This is a genomic window from Microbacterium pasadenense, assembly GCF_047246565.1.
Lineage (GTDB): Bacteria > Actinomycetota > Actinomycetes > Actinomycetales > Microbacteriaceae > Microbacterium.
This window is the reverse complement of record NZ_JBFOKN010000001.1, coordinates 173938-193110: the sequence shown is the minus strand read 5'-3', so window position 1 is coordinate 193110 and position 19173 is coordinate 173938. Positions and strand designations below refer to the sequence as shown.

Here is a 19173-nt window from a genome sequence, read left to right as displayed (position 1 = left end):
GTCGCCGAATCGCGGCTTACTCGCGCACCACACGGATCGTTTCGACCGAAGGGTCCGCCGGGTCGGGGAGCACCATGCCCGCGGCGACGCCAGAACGCAGATAGTCGATGACGGCCGCGTTGATTCGTTCCCCCGGGAGAACGGCTGGGATGCCGGGAGGGTACGGTGTGAGCTGTTCCGCGCAGACGCGGTCGACCGCCTCAGCGGACGGCACGACTTCGACGGGACCGAAGAATGCGTCCCGGGGAAGCATCACCGTCTGCAACTCGAGGTCTCCGGGGCTAGGGAGCACGACGTCGGGAGGGCGCGGCAGTTCTGCCGCTGCATCATGGAGGTCTCCGAGCGCTGCCAGGAGCCGGGAGGTTGTCACCTCGTCGTCCGCGATGGACAGGGTCGCCTCAATGCGGCGGTGATCGTTCAGGCCGACGTCGATGCGTCGCTCCGTCCGAAGCCAGTCCGCGGCCTGGTAGCCGCTGATGCCCAGTTGTCGGACGTCCATGACGATATGAAGGGGGTCCAGGTCGTGGGATGCTTCCTCGTGCAGGAACTCGTCCTCGAGTACGTGGATGCCGATCACTTCTTCGACAGCCGTACGCACATGGCGTGCCAGACCCAACGTTCGTTGTAGGGACGCCTTCCCGTTTCGCACCATCTGCCGCCGCCAGGCATCCATGCCGGCATAGATCGGCACCGACGAACTCGTCGTGGCGAGCACGTCGGCACATTGTTTGAGCCGGATGGGGTCCACGAGGGACCCCTGCAGGTGGTATACGGATCCTTGCTCGAAACCGAGTCCCATCTTGTGGACGCTCACGACACAGACATCGGCGCCGGCGTCCATCGCCCACGTCGGCAGGTCATCATGGAACGGCAGGTGCGCACCCCACGCCTCATCCACGATGAGCGGCTTGTCGTGTCGGTGACACACCTCGGCGATTCCTGTGAGGTCGGCGCAGCTCCCGTAAGGCGTGGGACTGACGATGAGCGCGGCGCTCGCGTCGGGATACCGTTCCCACATCCGCTCCACCTCCTCGGGCGACGGCGGATGAGCCAAGTGCAGGTCGGGATCCCACCGTGGGGTGATCCAGCGGGGCTGAAGTCCGGAAAGGACCAGGCCCGCCGTCACCGACTTGTGCGAGTCCCGGCCGATAAGGATCTCGCCCCGCCCGCGGGTGACCGCGAGCATCGCAGCTTTGACGGACAGCGAACTCCCGCAGGTCGAGAAGAAAGCCTTTCCGGCTCCGACCGCGTCAGCCATGAGATCCTCAGCTTCTTGAAGGATGCCGCCAGACGAGGAGCGGTCGTCGAGCCCCGAAGCGGCGACCAGGTCATTGCGGAACGCGTCCGCCCCCAGAACGTCGAGGGTCTCTCGATCCACCCCGCGTCCCTGTCGGTGGCCAGGGGGAGTGAATCCGTAGCGGCCCAGTCGGCGATGTTCCGCGAGGGCTTCCAAGATGGGGGCGCGACTCTGATCCATTCCCGCACCGTGCCCACGAGGTATGGGCATCACAGCCCCCTTGACAGCCGGCGTCTAGCAGTTGCGGACGAAACGAGCGGGTCGAAGGCGCTGGCGAACCAGGTTCACTGCCCGCAGCTCGGCCGAGCTGTGGGTCCTTTCCCACGCATCACGTGGAGAACGCACGTCTGCCGGATGTCAAGCCCCGCGTCTAATTTTCCAGGGATCCCCACTCTGAGTGCCCCAACCCTCAGAGAAAGAGTCGCCCGATGGATGCAGTGAAGACACCGACCGTCGTGATGGCGATGATCCACCAGTGGATGGCCGGACTCCGAGGGAGTCTCCGGCGCCGCAGGCCTCGCAGATCCACCTGGACGGCGACGCTCGCCGATGCGCGCCGTGCGGACGACTTCCGTCGATCAGGCGGTGACGGGTTCTCAGGATGGGCGAGCCGATGAGCACCCTCGACCCGGCGATGGTCCACCCTGTGCCGGGTTCCGTGATGGACGGCGTTCGGGTCATCCTGCGGGAGATCGGCGCTTCGATGGCGTACTACATCGTTCACGACTTCGACCTTGACATCTTCACGGGCCTGCCCGGCGATGGCCCCTACGAGGACCGGGTCGAGGCTCAGCGTGCAGCTGAGCGGCTGATGGAAGCCCTCTCGTGCGTCAGTGATTGACGCGAATCGGACGGGCGCCTGAATCGCGCTTCGATCTTCGGGCGTCTCCACGCTTCCTCTACCGGTTCGTTCGATTACGTGAGATCCTCCGGCTAGGCGGCCCGGACCCTGCTGCACACGGAGCCCCGCCACGGACGAACCGGTCAACGCCGATCGCGGATGCCATGGGACGGGTGGATCCTCTTGCGGCGACTCTGGGGGAGCGGCCGCAAGAGGATCCTGCCGCTCCGGCTCAGAGCGTCAGGGCGCAAGCAGCGATCCGATTACTGTCCCATTCACGTCAGATAGCGGTGTGCGCATCCGCACGGGCGTCGGTGACCTCTTGGTCGGAAAGGATTCCGGGAAGCCCGCGGCCCTGCGCCGTGATGAAGACGAGCACGATGCTGGTCAGGCAGAAGAGGAACATGGCGAGACCGCTCACGACGGGAAGCAGACCGACGAGGAGGTAGCCACCGATGCCGCCCCCGTACCGAAGCAGGCGGGCGATGACCACGGGCATGTTCCCACCTCGGTAGCGCAGGTCGACGGCGATGTCGCCGACGGTGCGTCCCGTCGCCAGCACCAGGACCAGCCAGACCATGATCGGCGCCCACGTTCCGGCGAATGAGGCGATCCGCCCGTCGAGCACAGCGTCGTGATCCGCCACGACGTATTCGAGCCAGAACTGCACCGAGATTCCGACCGATGCCGTGACGATCGTCGCGCCCAGCCAGTCGCACAGCATCGCGATCACGCGGCGCCCGCGTGTCACCTGCGCCGGCGCACTTGTGGAGGCTCCGAGAGATAGGCCTCGGTGGTGGGCGGGAACTGCGAGACCCGCGAGCGATCCGATCACCGCGCCGAGAGTGTTGGTGAGCATGTCGTCCACGTCGAACACCCGGTACGCGCAGGGGTAGAGGCCCCACACGCCGGTGAGCTGAGTCGTCTCGACGAGCGCCGAAAGTCCCAGGCCGATGAGAAGGGCTGTCAGGATGCCGCGGCCGCCGAGGACGCGGAGGAAGAAGCCGAGCGGCAGGAACAGCAGGACGTTGAGGGCGAGCTGCAGAATCGCGAAGTCGGTGAAGGTGTTGCCGGGTCGGGCGATGGCGCCGCGGATGTCATCGATGAACTCGAACGGGTTCAGGTTCGTCCCGACGCACTGCAACGTGCCCGGCTCGGGCAACGGCAACAGCGTGTAGGTCCAGATCGCCCAGAAGTAGACGAGGAACGCTGCCCACATGGCGATGCGGCCGAATGAGAGCCGTCCTCTTCGCCGGTAGCTGATCGCGACGAAGGGGATGAACAACACGAACCCGACTGCGACCCCGAGGACGACGGCGATGACGCCGAGCGTGACCTGTTCCACACCGCGAGTGTAGGGCGCGATATCAGCGTCACGCGTGCCAAGCTCGATGTCGGTGTCCGCTGGTACCGCAGGCGCCGCCCCCTCGACGTTTGGGTACCCGGGAGGTTCACGGCCCGGCGGCGCTTTCTCTGCGACGCAGAGGTGCAGTCGATTCCACCCCGTTTCCGCGGTTCACGTGTCACGGCTGTGATTGCATGGTTCGATGGCCGCGCGCAGCTCCTCGGACGATCGGACGATCCGCATCCCGATCGGTCCCGACGAGCTCGTCATCCGTCGCAAGTACGAAGTCGCGAGCATCCTCAACGACGTCATGGTCGCCGGCTGGTTCATCGCCGGAAGCATCCTGTTCTTCTCTGAGTCCACGACGACGGCTGGGACCTGGCTGTTCCTGCTGGGGAGCGTACAGCTGCTGATCCGACCCTTGATCCGTCTCGCCCGACACGTTCACCTGCGTCGCTTCGCGGGCGACGCCCCCCGCGACGCCGGCGGAGGATTCTGATCGGGGCGTTTGGCCATGGGCCGGCCCGCTACACCCGCCGCCCTTCGTTCGTCCGTCGGAGGATCCGAAGAGTTTGGATGCGGGCGGTCGTCGTCACGGTGATCGCCGCCATCTTGGCGCTGGCAGCCGGATACGTCGAGTTGTGGCTGCCGTTCACGCTGTGAGTGGAGCGTGACTCCGTGGAATTCGTGGAGGGGCTGACGGGAATCGAACCCGCGCTGTCTGCTTGGGAAGCAGAAGTTCTGCCATTGAACTACAGCCCCGAGGCCCGGATTCTTGCGGCGCCGGGCCTGGCTGATGCGCCTGTCGGTGCACCTGCGGTCGATCGTGCAACCCGACCGCACCGACCACTGTACCGGTCGCGAGCGGCAGTGGAGATCCGACCCCCGCGATCGTGCCCTCCGCTCGACCGCGATAGCGGCAGCATCACGTCACGTGCAAGCATCTCGCATGGCTGATCACCCGGAGCCGTTCCCGCGCCCGAACGCCCCTCCTGACCCGTCAAGCGGCTCGCTGGACCAGCTCGTCCTCCGACAGGCGCGGGAAGCCGACGCCGCCGCCATCGCCCGGCTGATCCGTCAGGCCAAAGCCGAAGCGATGCCATGGCTCAAGGTCGTGCACACCCTCGACGAAGACGTCGTCTGGGTCGCCGAGGTGCTCATGCCGCGCAGCGAAGTCCGCGTCGCGCAGCTCGACGACAGGATCGTCGGCTTCATCGCGACGAGGCCTGGCTGGGTGGAGCAGCTCTACGTCGCACCCACCGCACAGGGCAGGGGAGTGGGCTCTGCGCTGCTCCTGGAGCACCTGCGAACTGCTCCCGGATCCCTTCAGCTGTGGACGTTCCAACGCAACAGCCGAGCGCGTGCGTTCTACGAACGCCACGGGTTCAGCCCCGTACGGGAGACGGACGGCGACAACGAAGAGGCCGAGCCCGACGTGCTCTACCGGCGCGACGGACGCCGCCGATGACCGCCGCGTCAGCGCGCAGCGGCCGCACCCTCGGTCAGAAGCTGGAACCGGGAGGCGGGGTCGTTCCGCCGGGCGGGAAGCCGGGTCCGGAATAGCCCGAAGGCGGCGGCCGGTACCCCGGCGGGAGGTTCTGCCCCGTCTCGCGCAGTGCCTGGATGACGCCGTTCTTCACGGCGGTCCGCATGAGCAGGTAGCTGATCCAGATCATCAGGCCGAGAACAGCCAGGTAGATGACCGTCACGAGGATGAAGAAGCCGATGCCGAACCCCGCGGCAGCCCCAGAATAAGTGTCCATTCGGGCACCCTAGCGGTGGACGCCATCGGCGCGTCGACACGACGGGCGGCGTCGTCACCCGGGCACTACGCTGGTCCCGTGCTGCTCAGCGACCGCGATATCCGACTCGAGATCGACGCCGGCCGGATCGGCCTCGACCCGTGGGATGCCGCGATGGTCCAGCCCTCGAGCGTCGACGTGCGGCTCGACCGCTACTTCCGGCTGTTCGACAACCACAAGTACCCGTTCATCGACCCGTCCGAGGACCAGCCCGAGCTGACGCGCCTCATCGAGGTCGCCCCGGACGAGCCGTTCATCCTGCACCCGGGCGAGTTCGCGCTCGGTGCGACATTCGAGCAGGTGACGCTGCCCGACGACGTCGCCGCCCGCCTCGAGGGGAAGAGCTCGCTCGGCCGCCTCGGCCTCATCACCCACTCGACCGCCGGCTTCATCGACCCCGGCTTCTCCGGGCACGTCACCCTCGAGCTCGCCAACGTCGCGACGCTGCCGATCAAACTGTGGCCGGGCATGAAGATCGGCCAGTTCTGCTTCTTCCGGCTGACCTCTCCGGCCGAGAGCCCCTACGGCAGCGGCGCGTACGCCAACCGCTACCAGGGGCAGCGAGGGCCGACGGCATCCCGCTCGTTCCAGAACTTCCACCGCACCGACGTCGGAACCTCCGACGCCGGCGCGCGCGGGAATTGAGCCGCTGACCCGGCGAGGTCAGTCGCGCTGCGCCTGCTCGTAGCCGCGGACGAACCCGCGCTCGAAAGCCTCCGCCACCGCCGGATGTGCCTCGACGCCGCCACGCCGACCCGGCCGCCCGTGCGTCCCGTGGTGCTCGCCGAACCGCGGACCGAACCCGCGGCCGTCGTGCCCCTGTCCGCCGAAGCCGTGCCCGTGTCCGTGCCCGTGTCCGTGCCCGCCGAAGCCGTGCCCGTGTCCGTGCCCGCCGAAGCCGTGCCCGTGTCCGTGCCCGCCGAAGCCGTGCCCGTGCCTGTGTCCGTCGTGGTGGCCGCGCCCACCGCGACGACCGCCGCCGCGACCCGGGCGGGCCGGCATCGGCTGGGACTCGTCCCAGCCGAGCTCCCGCGCGATCGCGTCAAGTGAGCGCAGGAGGGTGTCGAAGTCGTCCGCGGGGATCGCGCCCGTCGCGCGGTCGTGCACTCCCTCCGCCAGCGCGTCCAGCCGCTCTTTCGCGGCGGCGCCGTCGTCGGTGAGGGTCACGCCACCGTCGTCACCGCGCTCGATCCAGCCGCGCTCGGCGAGCGCGCGGAAGCCACGCCCGCCGCGTCCTCGCGGACCGGCGGGCACGGGTGAGGCGCCCGCCACGATGCTGAGCGCGCGCCATTCGCGGCGCCCGACGCCCTCGGCGGCGAACGCCGCGTCGAGCTCCCGGGCGATCAGCCGGTCGACGAGGCGAAGCCGGAACGCGAGGGGGAGAGGGGTGGAGATGTTCGATGAGGTGTTCATGGGATGTCCTTCCGGGCGGATGCCGCCGCCTGATGATTGTCGTTGTACATATAAATGCATGATGACATGCAATCGGATTACATGTCAACTCGCATGTATCGTGAGGGTGTGACCGAACCGGATGCCGACCTCGATGCACTGCTCGTCGCGCTCTCCCGTGTGCGGGGCCGCGGTCCGCGGCCGGGCGGGGAGGGCTCGCACTCCCACGGGCACCGGGGCGGTCCGCGCGGAGACCACGGCGGGCCGCCGTGGATGCGCGGAGATCACGGCAATCCGTTCGGGCCCCATGCGCGCCTCGGCGGCGCCCCCGCGCGCATGCGGCTGCTCGACGTGCTGGCCGCGTCCGAGACGGCGCTGAGCGTCGGCGAACTTGCAGAGGCGATCGGGGTCGATCAGCCTCGCGCCTCGCGCCTCGTCCAGCAGGCGGTGGCGATGGGCTTGGCGGCGCGGGAGGCCGACCCGGCCGACGCTCGCCGGACGCGCATCGCACTCACCTCGGAAGGCCGGAAGCACGTCGGCGACTTCCGCGGCGAACGGCGGGAGCGGCTCCGGTCGGCCCTCGCCGACTTCAGCCCCGAGGAGCGCTCCGAGCTCGTGCGGCTGCTGGGCAAGCTCGCCGCGGCCTGGCCGCAGGCCTGACGGCGAGGCGATCACGTGGGCCTACGGCATCCGTCCGTCCGCGTGCAAGCACCCTTCGGATTCCCCCGGCCAGGGCTACCCTGGCCGCATGACGGACAGCTCCCCTGCACCTGAGACCGGGTCGTCACCCGCCGCCACGACCGCGAAAGCCAGCCGGTGGGTCATCGGCCCGGCAGCCCTCGTGGCGGTCGTCTTCAGCGCCTTCGCGATCACCTTCCCCACGCAGGCCGAGACGTTCTTCGGCACGATCCAGGGCGCCGTCGTCGACAGCTTCAGCTGGTACTACGTCCTCATCACCGCCTTCTTCGTCGGGTTCTGCCTCTTCCTCGGGTTCAGCCGCTTCGGCGACATCCGCCTGGGTCATGACGACGACACCCCGGAGTTCTCGACCGGCGCCTGGTTCTCGCTGCTGTTCGCGGCCGGTATGGGGATCGGACTCGTCTTCTACGGCGTCAGTGAGCCGCTCAGCCACTTCGTCAGCCCGAAACCGGGCGTGGAGGGGACGCCCGCGCAGCTCGCACAGTCGGCGCTCACCCAGACGTACCTCCACTGGGGAGTGCAGGCCTGGGCGGTCTACGTGGTCGTGGGCATCGCCCTCGCCTACGCCATCCACCGCCGCGGCCGTCCGCTCTCGATCCGCTGGGCGCTCGAGCCCGTGCTGGGTCGTCGTGTGCGCGGCGGGTGGGGGAACGCGATCGACGCGGTCGCGCTCGTCGGCACCCTCTTCGGCGTCGCGACGAGCCTCGGGCTGGGCGTCCTCCAGATCAGCTCCGGCCTCGACGCCGCCGGGATCATCAGCGACCCCGGGCTGCTCGCGCAGGTCGTCATCATCGCCGTGATCACGACGGGCGTCCTGTTCTCGGTCCTGTCGGGGGTCACCCGCGGAATGAAGTGGCTCTCCTCGACGAACCTCGTCATCGCCGGCCTGCTGCTGCTGTTCGTCCTCTTCACCGGGGACGCCTTCTACCTGCTCCGCGAGTTCGTGCAGTCGCTCGGGGCCTACCTGCAGAACTTCATCGGCCTGAGCTTCAGCGTCAGCGCCTTCCAGGGCGCCGAAGGTCAGGCCTGGCAGGGCACGTGGACCTCGTTCTACTGGGGCTGGTGGATCTCGTGGGCGCCGTTCGTCGGCATCTTCATCGCCCGCGTCAGTCGCGGCCGCACGGTCCGCGAGTTCGTGATGGGCGTGCTGCTCGTCCCGACCCTCGTCGGCGTCCTCTGGTTCGCCGTCCTCGGCGGATCCGCGATCGCCCACGAGATCGAGCGACCGGGCTCGATGACCGAGGCCGACGGCTCCGTCAACGTGGAGGGCGCTCTCTTCGGGCTGTTCGCCCAGCTGCCGGGCTCCCTGCTCCTCACCTTCGGCGCGCTCATCCTCATCGCCCTCTTCTTCGTCACCTCGGCGGATTCGGGTGCGCTCGTGATGGGCATGATCGCGTCGGGCGGCAACCCCGAGCCGAGCAAGCCGGTGCGGACCCTGTTCACGCTCATCACCGCGCTGCTCGCCATCGCCCTCCTCATCGCCGGCGGACTCGAAGCACTGCAGACGGCCGCGATCCTCATCGCGCTGCCGTTCAGCATCGTGATGCTGCTCATGTGCTGGTCCATCGTGGTCGCGTTCCAGCGAGAACGCCGCGCCTACGCGAAGGTCGAGCGCGCCCAGCTGCTGGCGCACATCGGCGAGCACTACGGCCTCGAGGTCGAATCCGAGAACGAGCGCGGTGTGCGCTTCCCGTGGGTGCGGCGGCGAGATCCGGTGGAGTGATCCGGTCCCGCGGGTCCCGGCATCCGTTCGATGAGGGGCAATGGATGCCGGGAATTCCCGCGGGCGCGACACGTTTGCTCTCGGCATGACACGAATTGGAATCATCGGAGCGGGACACATCGGTTCGACCCTCGCGCGCGGGCTCGTCTCGCAGGGGAACGAAGTCGCGATCGCCAACTCACGCGGACCTGAGACGCTCGCAGACCTCATCGGAGAGCTCGGCCCGTCGGCCCGGGCCGTCACGGCCGCCGACGCCGCCGCCTTCGGGGAATGGGTGATCGTGACCGTTCCGCTGACGGCCATCGACGCGCTGCCGGCCCAGGAGCTCGCCGGCAAGATCGTCGTCGACACGAACAACTACTACTGGGAGCGCGACGGGCGCATCGAGGCCCTGGACGAGAAGCGCACGACCACATCGGAGATGCTGCAGGAGCGACTGCCGTCGTCGACCGTCGTCAAGGGCTTCAACCACATCCTGTGGTCGCAGATCCTGACCGACGGTGCCCCCGCCGGCGCTGAGGACCGCCGTGCGCTCGCCACGGCGAGCGACTCGGACGAGGGCGTCGCGCTCATCACCGCCGTGTACGACGCCTTCGGCTTCGACACCGTCAACATCGGCCCCCTCGCCGACAGCTGGCGCGTCGAGCGCGATCAGCCCGCGTACGTCGTCCGGCAGAACGCCGACGAGCTGCGCGAGAACCTCGCCCGCGCCGAGCGCTGACCCCGGCAGCCGCCTGTGCCGCGGCATCCGCTCTCGGGATGATCGAGCAGCGGATGCCGCGTGCCTCAGGCGGTGCGCGGCTGCGCGGGGAGCTTCACGAACAGCAGCAGGACGAGCCCGAGGACCAGGACGATCGCGATGCCGAGGATGCCCCAGTAGGTGGCTCCGAACGTCACGATGAAGAACGTCCACAGTGCCGGCGTGAGGAAGCCGACGACACGACCGGTGGTGGCGTAGAGGCCGAACACCTCTCCCTGCATCTCGCGCGGGGTGACGCGGGCGAGAAGCGAACGCGTCGACGCCTGCGCCGGGCCGACGAAGGCGCACAGCACGAGGCCGAAGATCCAGAACGGCAGCTTGCCGGCATCGTGGAGGAGGAAGACCGCGAGCGCGACGACGACGAGTCCCGAGAGCGCCGTCACGATCACGGTGCGGGCGCCGAACCGGTCGTCCATCCGCCCGCCCACGATCGTCGAGACCCCCGCGACGAGATTCGCGACGATGCCGAAGATCATCACCTCGTTGGGGGAGAAGCCGAACGACACGGCGGCGAGGACGCCGCCGAAGGCGAACACGCCGCTCAGGCCGTCGCGGTAGACGGCGCTCGCGAGCAGGAACCACGCGGTGGACCGGTGCGAGCGGAAGAGGGTGCGGATCGAGCCGAAGAACTCGCGGAACCAGGCGAGGAATCCCAGCGGCTGCACGCCGGCGGGCGCGGGCGGCTCGGGGACGTTCCGGAACAGCGGGATCGCGAACAGCAGGGTCCATGCCGCGCAGCCGACGGCGATCAGCCGGTAGGCGAGCCCGTCGGACGTGTCCATGCCGAACCAGTCGGCGAAGGTCAGCACCACGACGATGACCAGCGCGAGGATGCCGCCGATGTATCCCAGCCCCCACCCGAGGCCCGAGACCTTGCCGACGGTCCGCGGCGTCGACACGCTGACCAGCAGCGCGTTGTAGTTGACGCCGGCGATCTCGGACACCACCGCACCGGCGGCGACGAGGACCGCGCCGAGCCAGAAGTAAGCCGGCTCGGCGTGCACGAAGAAGAGCGCGAACTGCACGAGGGCGAGCAGGATCGTGGCGATGAGGAGCCACTGCTTCTTGCGCCCCTTGCGATCGGCGACCTGGCCGAGGATCGGCGCCAGCAGCAGGATGACGATGCCGGCGACGGTGGTGACCGCGCCGTATCCACTGGTGAGCTCGGCGAGCGCCGCCTGCTTGACCGGGTCGTCGTCGGCGAGGGCGGCGACGTCGGCGGGGAGGAAGGTGTCGGAGACGAGGTAGAGCGAGACGAAGACGAACGTCAGGATGACGGAGTTGAACGGCTGCGTCGCCCAGTCCCACATCGCCCAGGACCGGATCTGCTTCCGCGGGACCGGTCGCTCCTCGGAATCCTGGAACATCACGGGCAGGGCGGCGCTGTCGGCCGTGGCGGGAACGTCGGGTGTCCCGCCCACAGAGGTGCTCATGCGACGCACACTATCGCGACCGCGGCGCCGCGCTCGGACGCCACCGGGCCGGGCAGCGGATGCCTCATCCGGCGAGGCCGGCAGCGGCATCCGTCTCGGACGCGCGTGCCCGGGCGCGGTCGCGCAGCGAGCTGACGACCGAGTAGGCGGCGTAGAAGAACAGGCCGCCGGCCACGACCGCGAGCACGATCCCCCGGTGCTGTCCCGTGAGGAGCAGGTTCACCCAGCCGAGCAGAGGGAGGGAGTACCAGATGGTGCCCTGGACCTGGATCGGGCGCACCGCCTCGGCGTCGGGCATGTCGTTGTTGTCGCCCTGCGTGATGAACGTGACCTCGCCGTCGACGTACGTCTTCTCGATGACGCGGTGGCTGACGACGGCAGCCTCGCCGGAGCGGATCTGGTAGGTGATGACGTCGCCGAGCTTGATCTCGTCCACCGGAGTCGGCTTGACGACGACGAGGGTGCCGGGAGGCAGACCCGGTTCCATGGACTGGGTGAGGACCGTCATCGCGCTGCCCCCGAGGACGGCGGGCAGGCCGACGACCAGCACCGCGACGGCGAGCATCAGCGTCAGGAACGCGGCGGAGATCGCGACGCCGAGGTAGTGGAGCAGGCTCTTGTCCGCGGCGCGCGCCCGCGTCTCGCGTGCGGCGCGGCGGCTGTCGAGCACGAGGGTGACGGGGAGGGTGGCGGTGCTCACGGGCATTCCAGACGCTGGAGGAAGAAGTCCCAGCCGAAGGGGCTGGTGCGGGTGATGGTGAAGGACGCGGTCTCGGGGGCGCTGGTGCCGAAATCGGCCTCGGACGCGACGATCGTCAGCGCGTAGGCGCCGTTCGAGGAGAAGTCCCCGGGCTGGAGCGCCTGCGATACCGTCGCCGACGACGAGGTGACCGTCTTGAGCGTCGCCTTGGTCGCCGTGTTCACGAGGCGGTAGGTGATGGCCTTCCCCGCCGGGCGGTTGGCCGGTGCGTTCCAGGTCAACGTCACAGCGCGGTTGGACTCGGTGCAGCCGAGTGTGCCGGCAGGCGCGGCGAGCCGGTACACGGACTGGCTGAAGGAAGCCGCGGGCGCGGCGGCCGCCCACGCGCCGACGGTGCCGGTCGCGGTGAAGGTCGCTTCCAGGTGACGACCCTGCAGCGCGGCGTTCGTGGTGGTGCCGTCGGTGCCCGAGATCTGGGTGGCGATGCAGACGACCTTGGTGCTGCCGGCGGCGAGCTGCCGGGCGGCGGCGGGCAGTGCGGGGGCGGTGTCGGCGAGGGTCGTCCTCACCGCGTCCGCGCCGATGGCCGAGCCGCACGACGCCGCGGTCCAGAGCGTCAGGCTCGTCTTCGCCGCGAGGGTCGCGTCGCCGGTGACGGAGAGGGCGAGCGCGTACGACAGCGGGGCGGTGCCCTCGTTCTTGAGTGTCAGCGACCCGAGCACCTGCGGCGCCGTGCCGGTCGCGTACTGCTGCGCGGCAGCGGGGGTGAGTCCGGCCTGCGTGAGCGAGGCCTTGACGGTGGCGGACGAGGCGGACCCGGTCGCCGACGCCGAAGCGGTCCAGGTCGCGACGGCCGCACCCGACCCGCCGAGCACCGCGAGGGTGACGAGGGCGGCGACGAAGCCGAGGTGGCGGCGGCGGATCATGAGACGACCTGGGTTCCGGAGAGAGTGAAGGCGAGGGCGGTGGTGGCGGCGCCGGCGGTCGACGCCGGCGCGTCGGCCGGGAGGCCCACGCCGAGGCAGAGCTGCCGGGTGGCGCCCGGTGCGAGGGACAGTCCGAGGTCCGCCGCCGTCCCCACGGCGGCGGACCTCGAGTCGGTGACCCGGCCGGCGGTGCAGTCCGCGGCCGAGGTGGTCGGTGCGGCCGTGATCAGGAGCGCGCGGGTGAACTCGGTGGCTGCTCCGGTCGCGGTGAGGCTGAGGGCGAGCGGGACGGAGCCGGTGTTGCTCACGGTCGTCACGGCGTACACCGTGCGACCGGGGTAGAGGCCGGTCGCGGCGGGCGCCTGGCCGGTGAGGGCGAGCTGGGCGGTGCCGGCGGTGATCGTCGCCTGCGCGCCCGCGGCGGCGGAGCTGTTCCAGAGAGCGAAGGTGCCCCCGCCCCCGAGGATTCCGAGAACCGTCACCAGGGCTGCCCCCAGGGCGCCCTGGACCATCCGCGTCGCACGCGAGGTGCGGCGTGCGCGCCGGGCGGCGCGGCGGGTGGTGGGCGGCGGGTTCATTCGGGTTCCTCGAGGCTGGGCGGAGCGGGGGCGATCCGGGGCCGCGGTTCGGGTCGGCGGCCCCGGAGGTGATCAGGCCGTGACCTGCGAGAGGGCGACGTTCATGTCGCTCAGGCTGACCTTGCCGAGCTTCGCGTCGTTGTTCGAGCCGTCCGTGCCCTTCGGGAAGGTGATCGACACGGTGACCGTGACGGTCTGGTCGATCGCGCCGGCGCCGGGGACGACGGTGAAGGTGTTGGGGGCGGTGGAGACGATGCCCTCACCCGTGGCGGTGAGCACGGCGCTCGAGGTCAGGTAGCCGGCGAGCTTCTCGTCCGCGGTCGCCGTGGTGGCGGCGGCGATGGCGCCGCCGGCCAGCGAGAGCTTCGCGGTGAGCTGGTCGCCCTCGGCGACGACGCGCATCTGCTTCGTGTAGGTGAGGGTCTCGCCGGGCACGATGGCGTAGCCGTTGATGTCGATGGTCTTGGTCCCGGACTTCCAGACGCCGGCGGCGGCGGCCTTCTCGACGACGAGGTTTCCGGCGACGACCGAGGCGCCCGCCTCGGCGGCGCTCGCGTTCCAGGTGGCGAACGTGCCCGCGCCGCCGAGGAGCAGGGTGATGCCGGCTGCGGTGGCGATGGAGGCCTTGACGAACTTCTTCATGGGGTGTTCCTTCCGTGGCCCGGGGGTGTGGTCCGGGTGAGTGCGTGGGGTGAGAGTCGGAGGTCTGCCGCGGCCTTCAAGTCCATGCGGCGACATGAATCAGTCTTGGCGGTCGGCCGCAAGGAACCAGCGGGCGGGACCCCAACGAAGTCGCAAGATCGCGCGGGAACCTCAACGCAAGCGCAAGGAATCCGCAACCCCGCCACCCTGCAAACTTGATATGTACGGGCTCAACTTGTTTGACAGCGCGAAACCGCGCGCGTAGCCTTGAGTCATCGCGGCTCAGGTTCGGTGCTCCGGGCACCTGATCGGGTCGCTCGCAGACTTCTGAACCACAGAATCGTCCACACGAAGGAGACATCACATGGCACGTGCAGTGGGAATCGACCTCGGAACGACCAACTCGGTCGTCAGCGTCCTCGAGGGCGGCGAGCCGAAGGTCATCGCCAACGCCGAGGGCTTCCGCACCACCCCGTCGGTCGTCGCGTTCACGAAGGACGGCGAGGTGCTCGTCGGCGAGACCGCCAAGCGCCAGGCCGTCACCAACGTCGACCGCACGCTGAGCTCCGTCAAGCGCCACATGGGCACGGACTGGAAGACCCAGTCGATCGACGGCAAGAACTACACGCCGCAGGAGATCTCGGCGCGCATCCTCCAGAAGCTCAAGCGCGACGCCGAGCAGTACCTCGGCGACACCGTGACGGATGCCGTCATCACGGTCCCCGCCTACTTCAACGACGCCGAGCGTCAGGCCACCAAGGAAGCCGGTGAGATCGCGGGCCTCAACGTCCTGCGCATCATCAACGAGCCCACTGCCGCCGCTCTGGCCTACGGGCTCGACAAGGGCAAGGAGGACGAGCTCATCCTGGTCTTCGACCTCGGTGGCGGCACGTTCGACGTCTCGCTGCTCGAGGTGGGCAAGGACGACGACTTCTCGACCATCCAGGTCCGCGCGACCGCGGGTGACAACCGCCTGGGCGGCGACGACTGGGACCAGCGCGTCGTCGACTACCTGATCAAGCAGTTCAAGGACACCAGCGGCGTCGACGTCTCGGGCGACAAGATCGCCCTGCAGCGCCTCAAGGAGGCTGCCGAGCAGGCGAAGAAGGAGCTGTCCAGCTCGACCTCGACCTCGATCAACCTTCCCTACCTGTCGCTGACCGAGTCGGGCCCCGTCTCGCTGTCCGAGACGCTGTCGCGTGCGAAGTTCGAGGACCTCACCAAGGACCTGCTCGACCGCACCAAGAAGCCGTTCGAGGACGTCATCCGCGAGGCCGGCATCAAGCTCTCCGACATCCACCACGTGGTCCTCGTCGGCGGCTCGACCCGCATGCCGCAGGTCACCGAGCTCGTCAAGCAGCTCACCGGCGGCCAGGAGCCCAACAAGGGCGTCAACCCGGATGAGGTCGTCGCCGTGGGCGCAGCCCTCCAGGCCGGCGTCCTCAAGGGTGAGCGCAAGGACGTGCTGCTCATCGACGTCACCCCCCTGAGCCTCGGCATCGAGACCAAGGGCGGCATCATGACCAAGCTCATCGAGCGCAACACGGCCATCCCGACCAAGCGCAGCGAGACCTTCACCACCGCCGACGACAACCAGCCGTCGGTCGCCATCCAGGTGTTCCAGGGTGAGCGCGACTTCACGCGCGACAACAAGCCGCTCGGCACCTTCGAGCTCACCGGCATCGCCCCGGCGCCCCGCGGCATCCCGCAGATCGAGGTCACCTTCGACATCGACGCGAACGGCATCGTGCACGTGTCCGCCAAGGACAAGGGCACCGGCAAGGAGCAGTCGATGACGATCACCGGCGGTTCGTCGCTGCCGAAGGAGGACATCGAGCGCATGGTGCGCGAGGCCGAGGAGAACGCGGCCGAGGACAAGAAGCGCCGTGAGGCCGCCGAGGTCCGCAACCAGGCCGAGACCCTGTCGTACTCGATCGAGAAGCTCATCTCGGAGAACGCCGACAAGCTGCCCGAGGACGTCAAGACCGACGTCCAGGCCGACGTCGACGCGCTCAAGACGGCGCTCGCCGGGGACAACGACGATGCGGTCAAGGACGCGTTCGACAAGCTCAACGCATCGCAGTCGAAGATCGGCGAGGCGATCTACGCGGCAGGCCAGGCCGAGGCGGCGCAGGCTCCGGCCGACGCTCCGGCCGGCGACGAGACGGCATCCTCCGAGGAGGATGTCGTGGACGCCGAGGTCGTCGACGACGAGGAAGACAAGAAGTAATCATGGCGGACAAGGACTTCGAGCAGCCCGACGAGGGTGACGAGGTCCTCGGCGCGGAGGGGTCGGAAGCGCAGGCTTCCGGCCCCGCCCCGCACGAGGACACATCCGCTGATGCCGCCGGCGACGCCGACGAGCTCACCATCGACGACATCCTCGGCGCGGCGCAGTCCGACGAGGCCGCCGTCGCCGACGCGCCCGAACAGGAGCACGACCTGCTCCTGGACCTCAAGCGCGTGCAGGCCGAGTACGCCAACTATCGGCGTCGCACCGAGGAGTCGCGCGAACTCGAGCAGGCGCGCGTGAAGGGCTCCGTCGCGAAGGGCCTGCTGCCGGTGCTGGACGACCTCGACCGTGCCGAGAAGCACGGCGACCTCGCCGAGGGCAGCGCGCTCACGGCGATCGCGGAGAAGCTCCGCGGCGTCGTCGCGAAGCTCGGCGTCGAGCGCTACGGCGAAGCCGGCGACGCGTTCGACCCGCAGCAGCACGAGGCGATCTTCCAGGCGCCGACCCCCGGAACGACGCAGCCGACGGTCCTCGAGGTCGTCGAGATCGGCTACCGGCTCGGTGATCTCGAGCTCCGCCCGGCGAAGGTCGTCGTCGCTGTTCCGGCCGAGTAAGGGGAGGAGGGGCAATGGCCAGTCAGGACTGGTTCGACAAGGACTTCTACAAGGTCCTCGGTGTGTCGAAGGACGTCTCGGACGCTGATCTGAAGAGAACGTACCGCAAGCTGGCGCGCACCTACCACCCCGACTCGAACGCGGGAGATCCCGCGGCAGAGGCGAAGTTCAAAGAGGTCAGCGAGGCGTACTCGGTGCTCAGCGACAAGGAGCAGCGCGCCGAGTACGACCAGCTGCGCGCGATGGGCTCGGGAGCGCGCTTCCAGCCCGGCGCGAGCGGCGGCGGCTTCGAGGACGTCTTCAGCCGGTTCTCGCCGGGTGGCAGCACGTCGACAGCGGACTTCGACGATCTGTTCGCGATGTTCGGGCAGCAGCAGCAGGGCGGTCGGTTCGGCTCGGGCAGGTTCGGCCAGCCGACCGGCGGCTTCCGCGGCTTCGGCGGCCCGCAGAAGGGGGCCGATGTGACGGCGCGGACGACGCTCGACTTCACGACCGCCGTCCGCGGCGAGACCATCACCCTGCAGGGCGAGGACGGCAAGCCGATCAAGGTGAAGGTGCCGGCCGGTGTCGCCGACGGGCAGAAGATCCGCCTGCGCGGTCGCGGCCGGCCCTCGCCCGACGGCGGCGAGACCGGCGACATCGTCCTCACCGTGGCGGTGCGACCGCACCCCGTGTTCACGCGGGACGGTCTCAACCTCCGGGTGACGGTGCCCGTGACGTTCACCGAGGCCGCGCTGGGCGCGACCATCGAGGTCCCAACCCTCGGCGGCGAGTCGGTGAAGCTGCGCGTCGCTCCGGGGACCCCCTCCGGTCGCGTCCTGCGCGTCAAGGGCAGGGGCGTGCACACGGCGAAGGGCACCGGTGACCTGCTCGCCGAGGTCCAGGTCGCCGTTCCGACCCACCTCGACGACAAGGCCCGGAAAGCGCTCGAGGACTTCGCCGCGTTGGAGCCGAAGGAGAACCCCCGCGCGGACCTGATGGCCAAGGCGCACGAGTGAGGTGACCCCCATGACGGACGAGCAGCGGATCGACGAGGACGACCCCATCCTCGCCATCGCGATGGCGGCCGAGCTCGCGGGCATGCACCCGCAGACACTCCGCCAGTACGACCGGCTCGGACTCGTCGTACCGGCGCGCACCCGAGGCGGGTCGCGCCGGTACTCCCTCCGCCACGTCGCGCAGCTGCGCGAGGTGGCGCAGATGTCGGCGGACGGCGTCAGCCTGCCGGCGATCTCGCGGATCATCGCCCTCGAGAACGAGGTGCGGATGCTGCGCCGCGAGGTCTCCGAGCTGCAGTACCGGCTGCGCGACGAGATCACCCAGCGCCGCGGCGCGCGCGTCTTCGCGGCGGGCGCGACCGGCTCGGTCGTCACCCTTCGTCAGGGCACCCGCGTCCGCCGGGCGACCGACATCGTGCTGTGGCGGCCGATGCCGCCGCGGGGGGCCGAGGACTAGACCCCGCGTCGGCCGCGCCGCGATGCACGGGATGCTGCGCGGCGCGCCGTCGCCGGCATCCGTTCTCCGGCGTGTCGGCGGGGATGCCGTGTATCGCGGCACGCGCGAAGCGGCGGGGATCAGGCGGGGTCGATGCGGAGCGTGCCGGGGGTCTCGCCGACGGTGAAGCCGTCCACGAGTCGCAGCGACCGGGCGAGGTCGTCGACGGCGCCGATCACGGTGCCGAAGCGCTCGCGGTCGGACACCACGGCGGTGAGGGTCACCAGGTGCGTGCCGGTCTCCCACGTGTAGGAGGCGAACGGCGGCTGCCGCGGTTCTGCGGGGAGCGGCATCGCGAGCTTCTCGCCGACGCCGAGCGGCGAGCCGGGGAACGCCTCGGTGTCGTCGTACTCGATCGGCATCGTCGCGCGGGCGATCCGCAGCTGTGGCGTGAGCTCCTGCACCTGCGCCATCGTGACGAGGAACTCGGGGTCGTCCTTCCACACCCACACGAGAACGCGTCCGGCGGCTCGGCGCATGAGCGCCGGCGCCGCCTGGCTCATCGCCCACGCCGCGAACCGCGAGCCCGAGGAGGCGCGACCGATGGCCGTGTTCGCCTGCGCCAGCAGCATCCGGATCGCCTTCTTGCGGGCACGCCGCCCGGCGAAGCCGAAGGACTCCGTGACCGGCACCCAGCGGGCGGGGTCGGCATTCGCAGATAGCTGAGTCACGCTTCCAGACTAGGTTGTTACCC

At 69.4% G+C, this 19173-nt stretch carries 21 protein-coding genes and 1 tRNA gene; 11 read left to right on the top strand and 11 right to left on the bottom strand.

The annotated features are described in order from the left end of the window. Window positions 1–16: 16 nt before the first annotated feature. Window positions 17–1477: an aminotransferase class I/II-fold pyridoxal phosphate-dependent enzyme gene (locus AB3M83_RS00905; RefSeq protein WP_412944474.1), complete on the bottom strand. Its 1461-nt coding sequence runs from the start codon at window positions 1475–1477 to the stop codon at window positions 17–19. 433 nt (window positions 1478–1910) lie between these two features. Between AB3M83_RS00905 and AB3M83_RS00900 the strand changes: the two genes are divergently transcribed. Continuing rightward, entirely contained in the window at window positions 1911–2138 is a 228-nt protein-coding gene (locus AB3M83_RS00900; RefSeq protein ID WP_412944473.1) for a hypothetical protein, read from the top strand. A 280-nt stretch (window positions 2139–2418) separates the two neighbouring features. On the opposite strand, the gene AB3M83_RS00895 is transcribed toward AB3M83_RS00900, so the two are convergent. After that, on the bottom strand, window positions 2419–3483 hold the full coding sequence (locus AB3M83_RS00895; protein WP_412944472.1) for a VanZ family protein: 1065 nt from the start codon (window positions 3481–3483) through the stop codon (window positions 2419–2421). A gap of 202 nt (window positions 3484–3685) precedes the next feature. Here AB3M83_RS00895 and AB3M83_RS00890 point away from each other — a divergent pair, with 202 nt between their 5' ends. Continuing rightward, entirely contained in the window at window positions 3686–3982 is a 297-nt protein-coding gene (locus tag AB3M83_RS00890; RefSeq protein WP_412944471.1) for a YrhK family protein, read from the top strand. 189 nt (window positions 3983–4171) lie between these two features. Here AB3M83_RS00890 and AB3M83_RS00885 read toward each other — a convergent pair. After that, window positions 4172–4245: transfer RNA gene (locus AB3M83_RS00885), tRNA-Gly, on the bottom strand. A gap of 187 nt (window positions 4246–4432) precedes the next feature. Here AB3M83_RS00885 and AB3M83_RS00880 point away from each other — a divergent pair. Further along, a complete protein-coding gene (locus AB3M83_RS00880) occupies window positions 4433–4951 on the top strand; it encodes a GNAT family N-acetyltransferase (RefSeq protein WP_412944470.1) in 519 nt (172 codons plus the stop codon). Between the two features lie 34 nt (window positions 4952–4985). Here AB3M83_RS00880 and AB3M83_RS00875 read toward each other — a convergent pair whose 3' ends face one another. Continuing rightward, the gene (locus AB3M83_RS00875; RefSeq protein ID WP_412944469.1) at window positions 4986–5246 is read right to left on the bottom strand and encodes a hypothetical protein; all 261 of its coding nucleotides are present in this window, start codon (window positions 5244–5246) and stop codon (window positions 4986–4988) included. A gap of 78 nt (window positions 5247–5324) precedes the next feature. Between AB3M83_RS00875 and dcd the strand changes: the two genes are divergently transcribed. Then, window positions 5325–5930: a dCTP deaminase gene (dcd, locus tag AB3M83_RS00870; RefSeq protein WP_412944468.1), complete on the top strand. Its 606-nt coding sequence runs from the start codon at window positions 5325–5327 to the stop codon at window positions 5928–5930. An 18-nt stretch (window positions 5931–5948) separates the two neighbouring features. On the opposite strand, the gene AB3M83_RS00865 is transcribed toward dcd, so the two are convergent. Beyond that, window positions 5949–6698, bottom strand: coding sequence for a MarR family winged helix-turn-helix transcriptional regulator (locus tag AB3M83_RS00865; RefSeq protein WP_412944467.1), 750 nt, complete (start codon window positions 6696–6698; stop codon window positions 5949–5951). Window positions 6699–6806: 108 nt separating this feature from the next. Between AB3M83_RS00865 and AB3M83_RS00860 the strand changes: the two genes are divergently transcribed. The 3 genes from AB3M83_RS00860 to AB3M83_RS00850 all read left to right on the top strand — a co-directional run bounded on the left by AB3M83_RS00860 (window position 6807) and on the right by AB3M83_RS00850 (window position 9820). After that, a complete protein-coding gene (locus AB3M83_RS00860) occupies window positions 6807–7337 on the top strand; it encodes a MarR family winged helix-turn-helix transcriptional regulator (RefSeq protein ID WP_412944466.1) in 531 nt (176 codons plus the stop codon). Window positions 7338–7425: 88 nt separating this feature from the next. After that, complete coding sequence (locus AB3M83_RS00855) at window positions 7426–9099, top strand: BCCT family transporter (RefSeq protein ID WP_412944465.1); 1674 nt, start codon at window positions 7426–7428, stop codon at window positions 9097–9099. Between the two features lie 85 nt (window positions 9100–9184). Then, the gene (locus AB3M83_RS00850) at window positions 9185–9820 is read left to right on the top strand and encodes an NADPH-dependent F420 reductase (RefSeq protein WP_412944463.1); all 636 of its coding nucleotides are present in this window, start codon (window positions 9185–9187) and stop codon (window positions 9818–9820) included. A gap of 65 nt (window positions 9821–9885) precedes the next feature. Here AB3M83_RS00850 and AB3M83_RS00845 read toward each other — a convergent pair whose 3' ends face one another. The 5 genes from AB3M83_RS00845 to AB3M83_RS00825 all read right to left on the bottom strand — a co-directional run bounded on the left by AB3M83_RS00845 (window position 9886) and on the right by AB3M83_RS00825 (window position 14138). Next, window positions 9886–11292: an MFS transporter gene (locus AB3M83_RS00845; RefSeq protein WP_412944461.1), complete on the bottom strand. Its 1407-nt coding sequence runs from the start codon at window positions 11290–11292 to the stop codon at window positions 9886–9888. Window positions 11293–11356: 64 nt separating this feature from the next. After that, complete coding sequence (locus AB3M83_RS00840) at window positions 11357–11992, bottom strand: signal peptidase I (RefSeq protein WP_412944459.1); 636 nt, start codon at window positions 11990–11992, stop codon at window positions 11357–11359. Further along, window positions 11989–12918 (bottom strand): hypothetical protein, encoded by a 930-nt coding sequence (locus tag AB3M83_RS00835; RefSeq protein ID WP_412944458.1) that lies wholly within the window; start codon window positions 12916–12918, stop codon window positions 11989–11991. The genes AB3M83_RS00840 and AB3M83_RS00835 overlap by 4 nt, the downstream gene beginning before the upstream one ends. Beyond that, window positions 12915–13496, bottom strand: coding sequence for a hypothetical protein (locus tag AB3M83_RS00830; RefSeq protein WP_412944457.1), 582 nt, complete (start codon window positions 13494–13496; stop codon window positions 12915–12917). Before AB3M83_RS00830 ends, AB3M83_RS00835 begins: the two co-directional genes overlap by 4 nt. A 72-nt stretch (window positions 13497–13568) precedes the next feature. After that, window positions 13569–14138, bottom strand: a complete 570-nt coding sequence (locus AB3M83_RS00825) for an alternate-type signal peptide domain-containing protein (protein WP_412944455.1) — start codon at window positions 14136–14138, stop codon at window positions 13569–13571. A 364-nt stretch (window positions 14139–14502) separates the two neighbouring features. Here AB3M83_RS00825 and dnaK point away from each other — a divergent pair, with 364 nt between their 5' ends. Genes dnaK through AB3M83_RS00805 form a run of 4 tightly spaced genes read left to right on the top strand, consistent with a single transcriptional unit; the run spans window position 14503 to window position 18440 of the window. Further along, on the top strand, window positions 14503–16368 hold the full coding sequence (gene dnaK, locus AB3M83_RS00820) for a molecular chaperone DnaK (RefSeq protein ID WP_412944454.1): 1866 nt from the start codon (window positions 14503–14505) through the stop codon (window positions 16366–16368). A 2-nt stretch (window positions 16369–16370) separates the two neighbouring features. After that, window positions 16371–16985, top strand: a complete 615-nt coding sequence (locus tag AB3M83_RS00815; protein ID WP_412944453.1) for a nucleotide exchange factor GrpE — start codon at window positions 16371–16373, stop codon at window positions 16983–16985. Window positions 16986–16999: 14 nt separating this feature from the next. Further along, window positions 17000–17983: a DnaJ C-terminal domain-containing protein gene (locus AB3M83_RS00810; protein ID WP_412944452.1), complete on the top strand. Its 984-nt coding sequence runs from the start codon at window positions 17000–17002 to the stop codon at window positions 17981–17983. A gap of 10 nt (window positions 17984–17993) precedes the next feature. Beyond that, the gene (locus tag AB3M83_RS00805; protein WP_412944451.1) at window positions 17994–18440 is read left to right on the top strand and encodes a heat shock protein transcriptional repressor HspR; all 447 of its coding nucleotides are present in this window, start codon (window positions 17994–17996) and stop codon (window positions 18438–18440) included. Window positions 18441–18559: 119 nt separating this feature from the next. Here the strand turns inward: AB3M83_RS00805 and AB3M83_RS00800 are convergent, their stop codons facing one another. Beyond that, on the bottom strand, window positions 18560–19150 hold the full coding sequence (locus tag AB3M83_RS00800; protein ID WP_412944450.1) for a hypothetical protein: 591 nt from the start codon (window positions 19148–19150) through the stop codon (window positions 18560–18562). Between the last annotated feature and the right edge of the window lie 23 nt (window positions 19151–19173).

Excerpts from the sequence above, each read along its gene's own strand:
- AB3M83_RS00905 (WP_412944474.1), bottom strand. The coding sequence starts at position 1,477 with ATGGATCAGAGTCGCGCCCCCATCTTGGAAGCCCTCGCGGAACATCGC.
- AB3M83_RS00900 (WP_412944473.1), top strand. The coding sequence starts at position 1,911 with ATGAGCACCCTCGACCCGGCGATGGTCCACCCTGTGCCGGGTTCCGTG.
- AB3M83_RS00890 (WP_412944471.1), top strand. The coding sequence starts at position 3,686 with ATGGCCGCGCGCAGCTCCTCGGACGATCGGACGATCCGCATCCCGATC.
- AB3M83_RS00880 (WP_412944470.1), top strand. The coding sequence starts at position 4,433 with ATGGCTGATCACCCGGAGCCGTTCCCGCGCCCGAACGCCCCTCCTGAC.
- AB3M83_RS00875 (WP_412944469.1), bottom strand. The coding sequence starts at position 5,246 with ATGGACACTTATTCTGGGGCTGCCGCGGGGTTCGGCATCGGCTTCTTC.
- AB3M83_RS00865 (WP_412944467.1), bottom strand. The coding sequence starts at position 6,698 with ATGAACACCTCATCGAACATCTCCACCCCTCTCCCCCTCGCGTTCCGG.
- AB3M83_RS00855 (WP_412944465.1), top strand. The coding sequence starts at position 7,426 with ATGACGGACAGCTCCCCTGCACCTGAGACCGGGTCGTCACCCGCCGCC.
- AB3M83_RS00850 (WP_412944463.1), top strand. The coding sequence starts at position 9,185 with ATGACACGAATTGGAATCATCGGAGCGGGACACATCGGTTCGACCCTC.
- AB3M83_RS00845 (WP_412944461.1), bottom strand. The coding sequence starts at position 11,292 with ATGAGCACCTCTGTGGGCGGGACACCCGACGTTCCCGCCACGGCCGAC.
- AB3M83_RS00835 (WP_412944458.1), bottom strand. The coding sequence starts at position 12,918 with ATGATCCGCCGCCGCCACCTCGGCTTCGTCGCCGCCCTCGTCACCCTC.
- AB3M83_RS00830 (WP_412944457.1), bottom strand. The coding sequence starts at position 13,496 with ATGAACCCGCCGCCCACCACCCGCCGCGCCGCCCGGCGCGCACGCCGC.
- AB3M83_RS00825 (WP_412944455.1), bottom strand. The coding sequence starts at position 14,138 with ATGAAGAAGTTCGTCAAGGCCTCCATCGCCACCGCAGCCGGCATCACC.
- dnaK (WP_412944454.1), top strand. The coding sequence starts at position 14,503 with ATGGCACGTGCAGTGGGAATCGACCTCGGAACGACCAACTCGGTCGTC.
- AB3M83_RS00815 (WP_412944453.1), top strand. The coding sequence starts at position 16,371 with ATGGCGGACAAGGACTTCGAGCAGCCCGACGAGGGTGACGAGGTCCTC.
- AB3M83_RS00810 (WP_412944452.1), top strand. The coding sequence starts at position 17,000 with ATGGCCAGTCAGGACTGGTTCGACAAGGACTTCTACAAGGTCCTCGGT.
- AB3M83_RS00805 (WP_412944451.1), top strand. The coding sequence starts at position 17,994 with ATGACGGACGAGCAGCGGATCGACGAGGACGACCCCATCCTCGCCATC.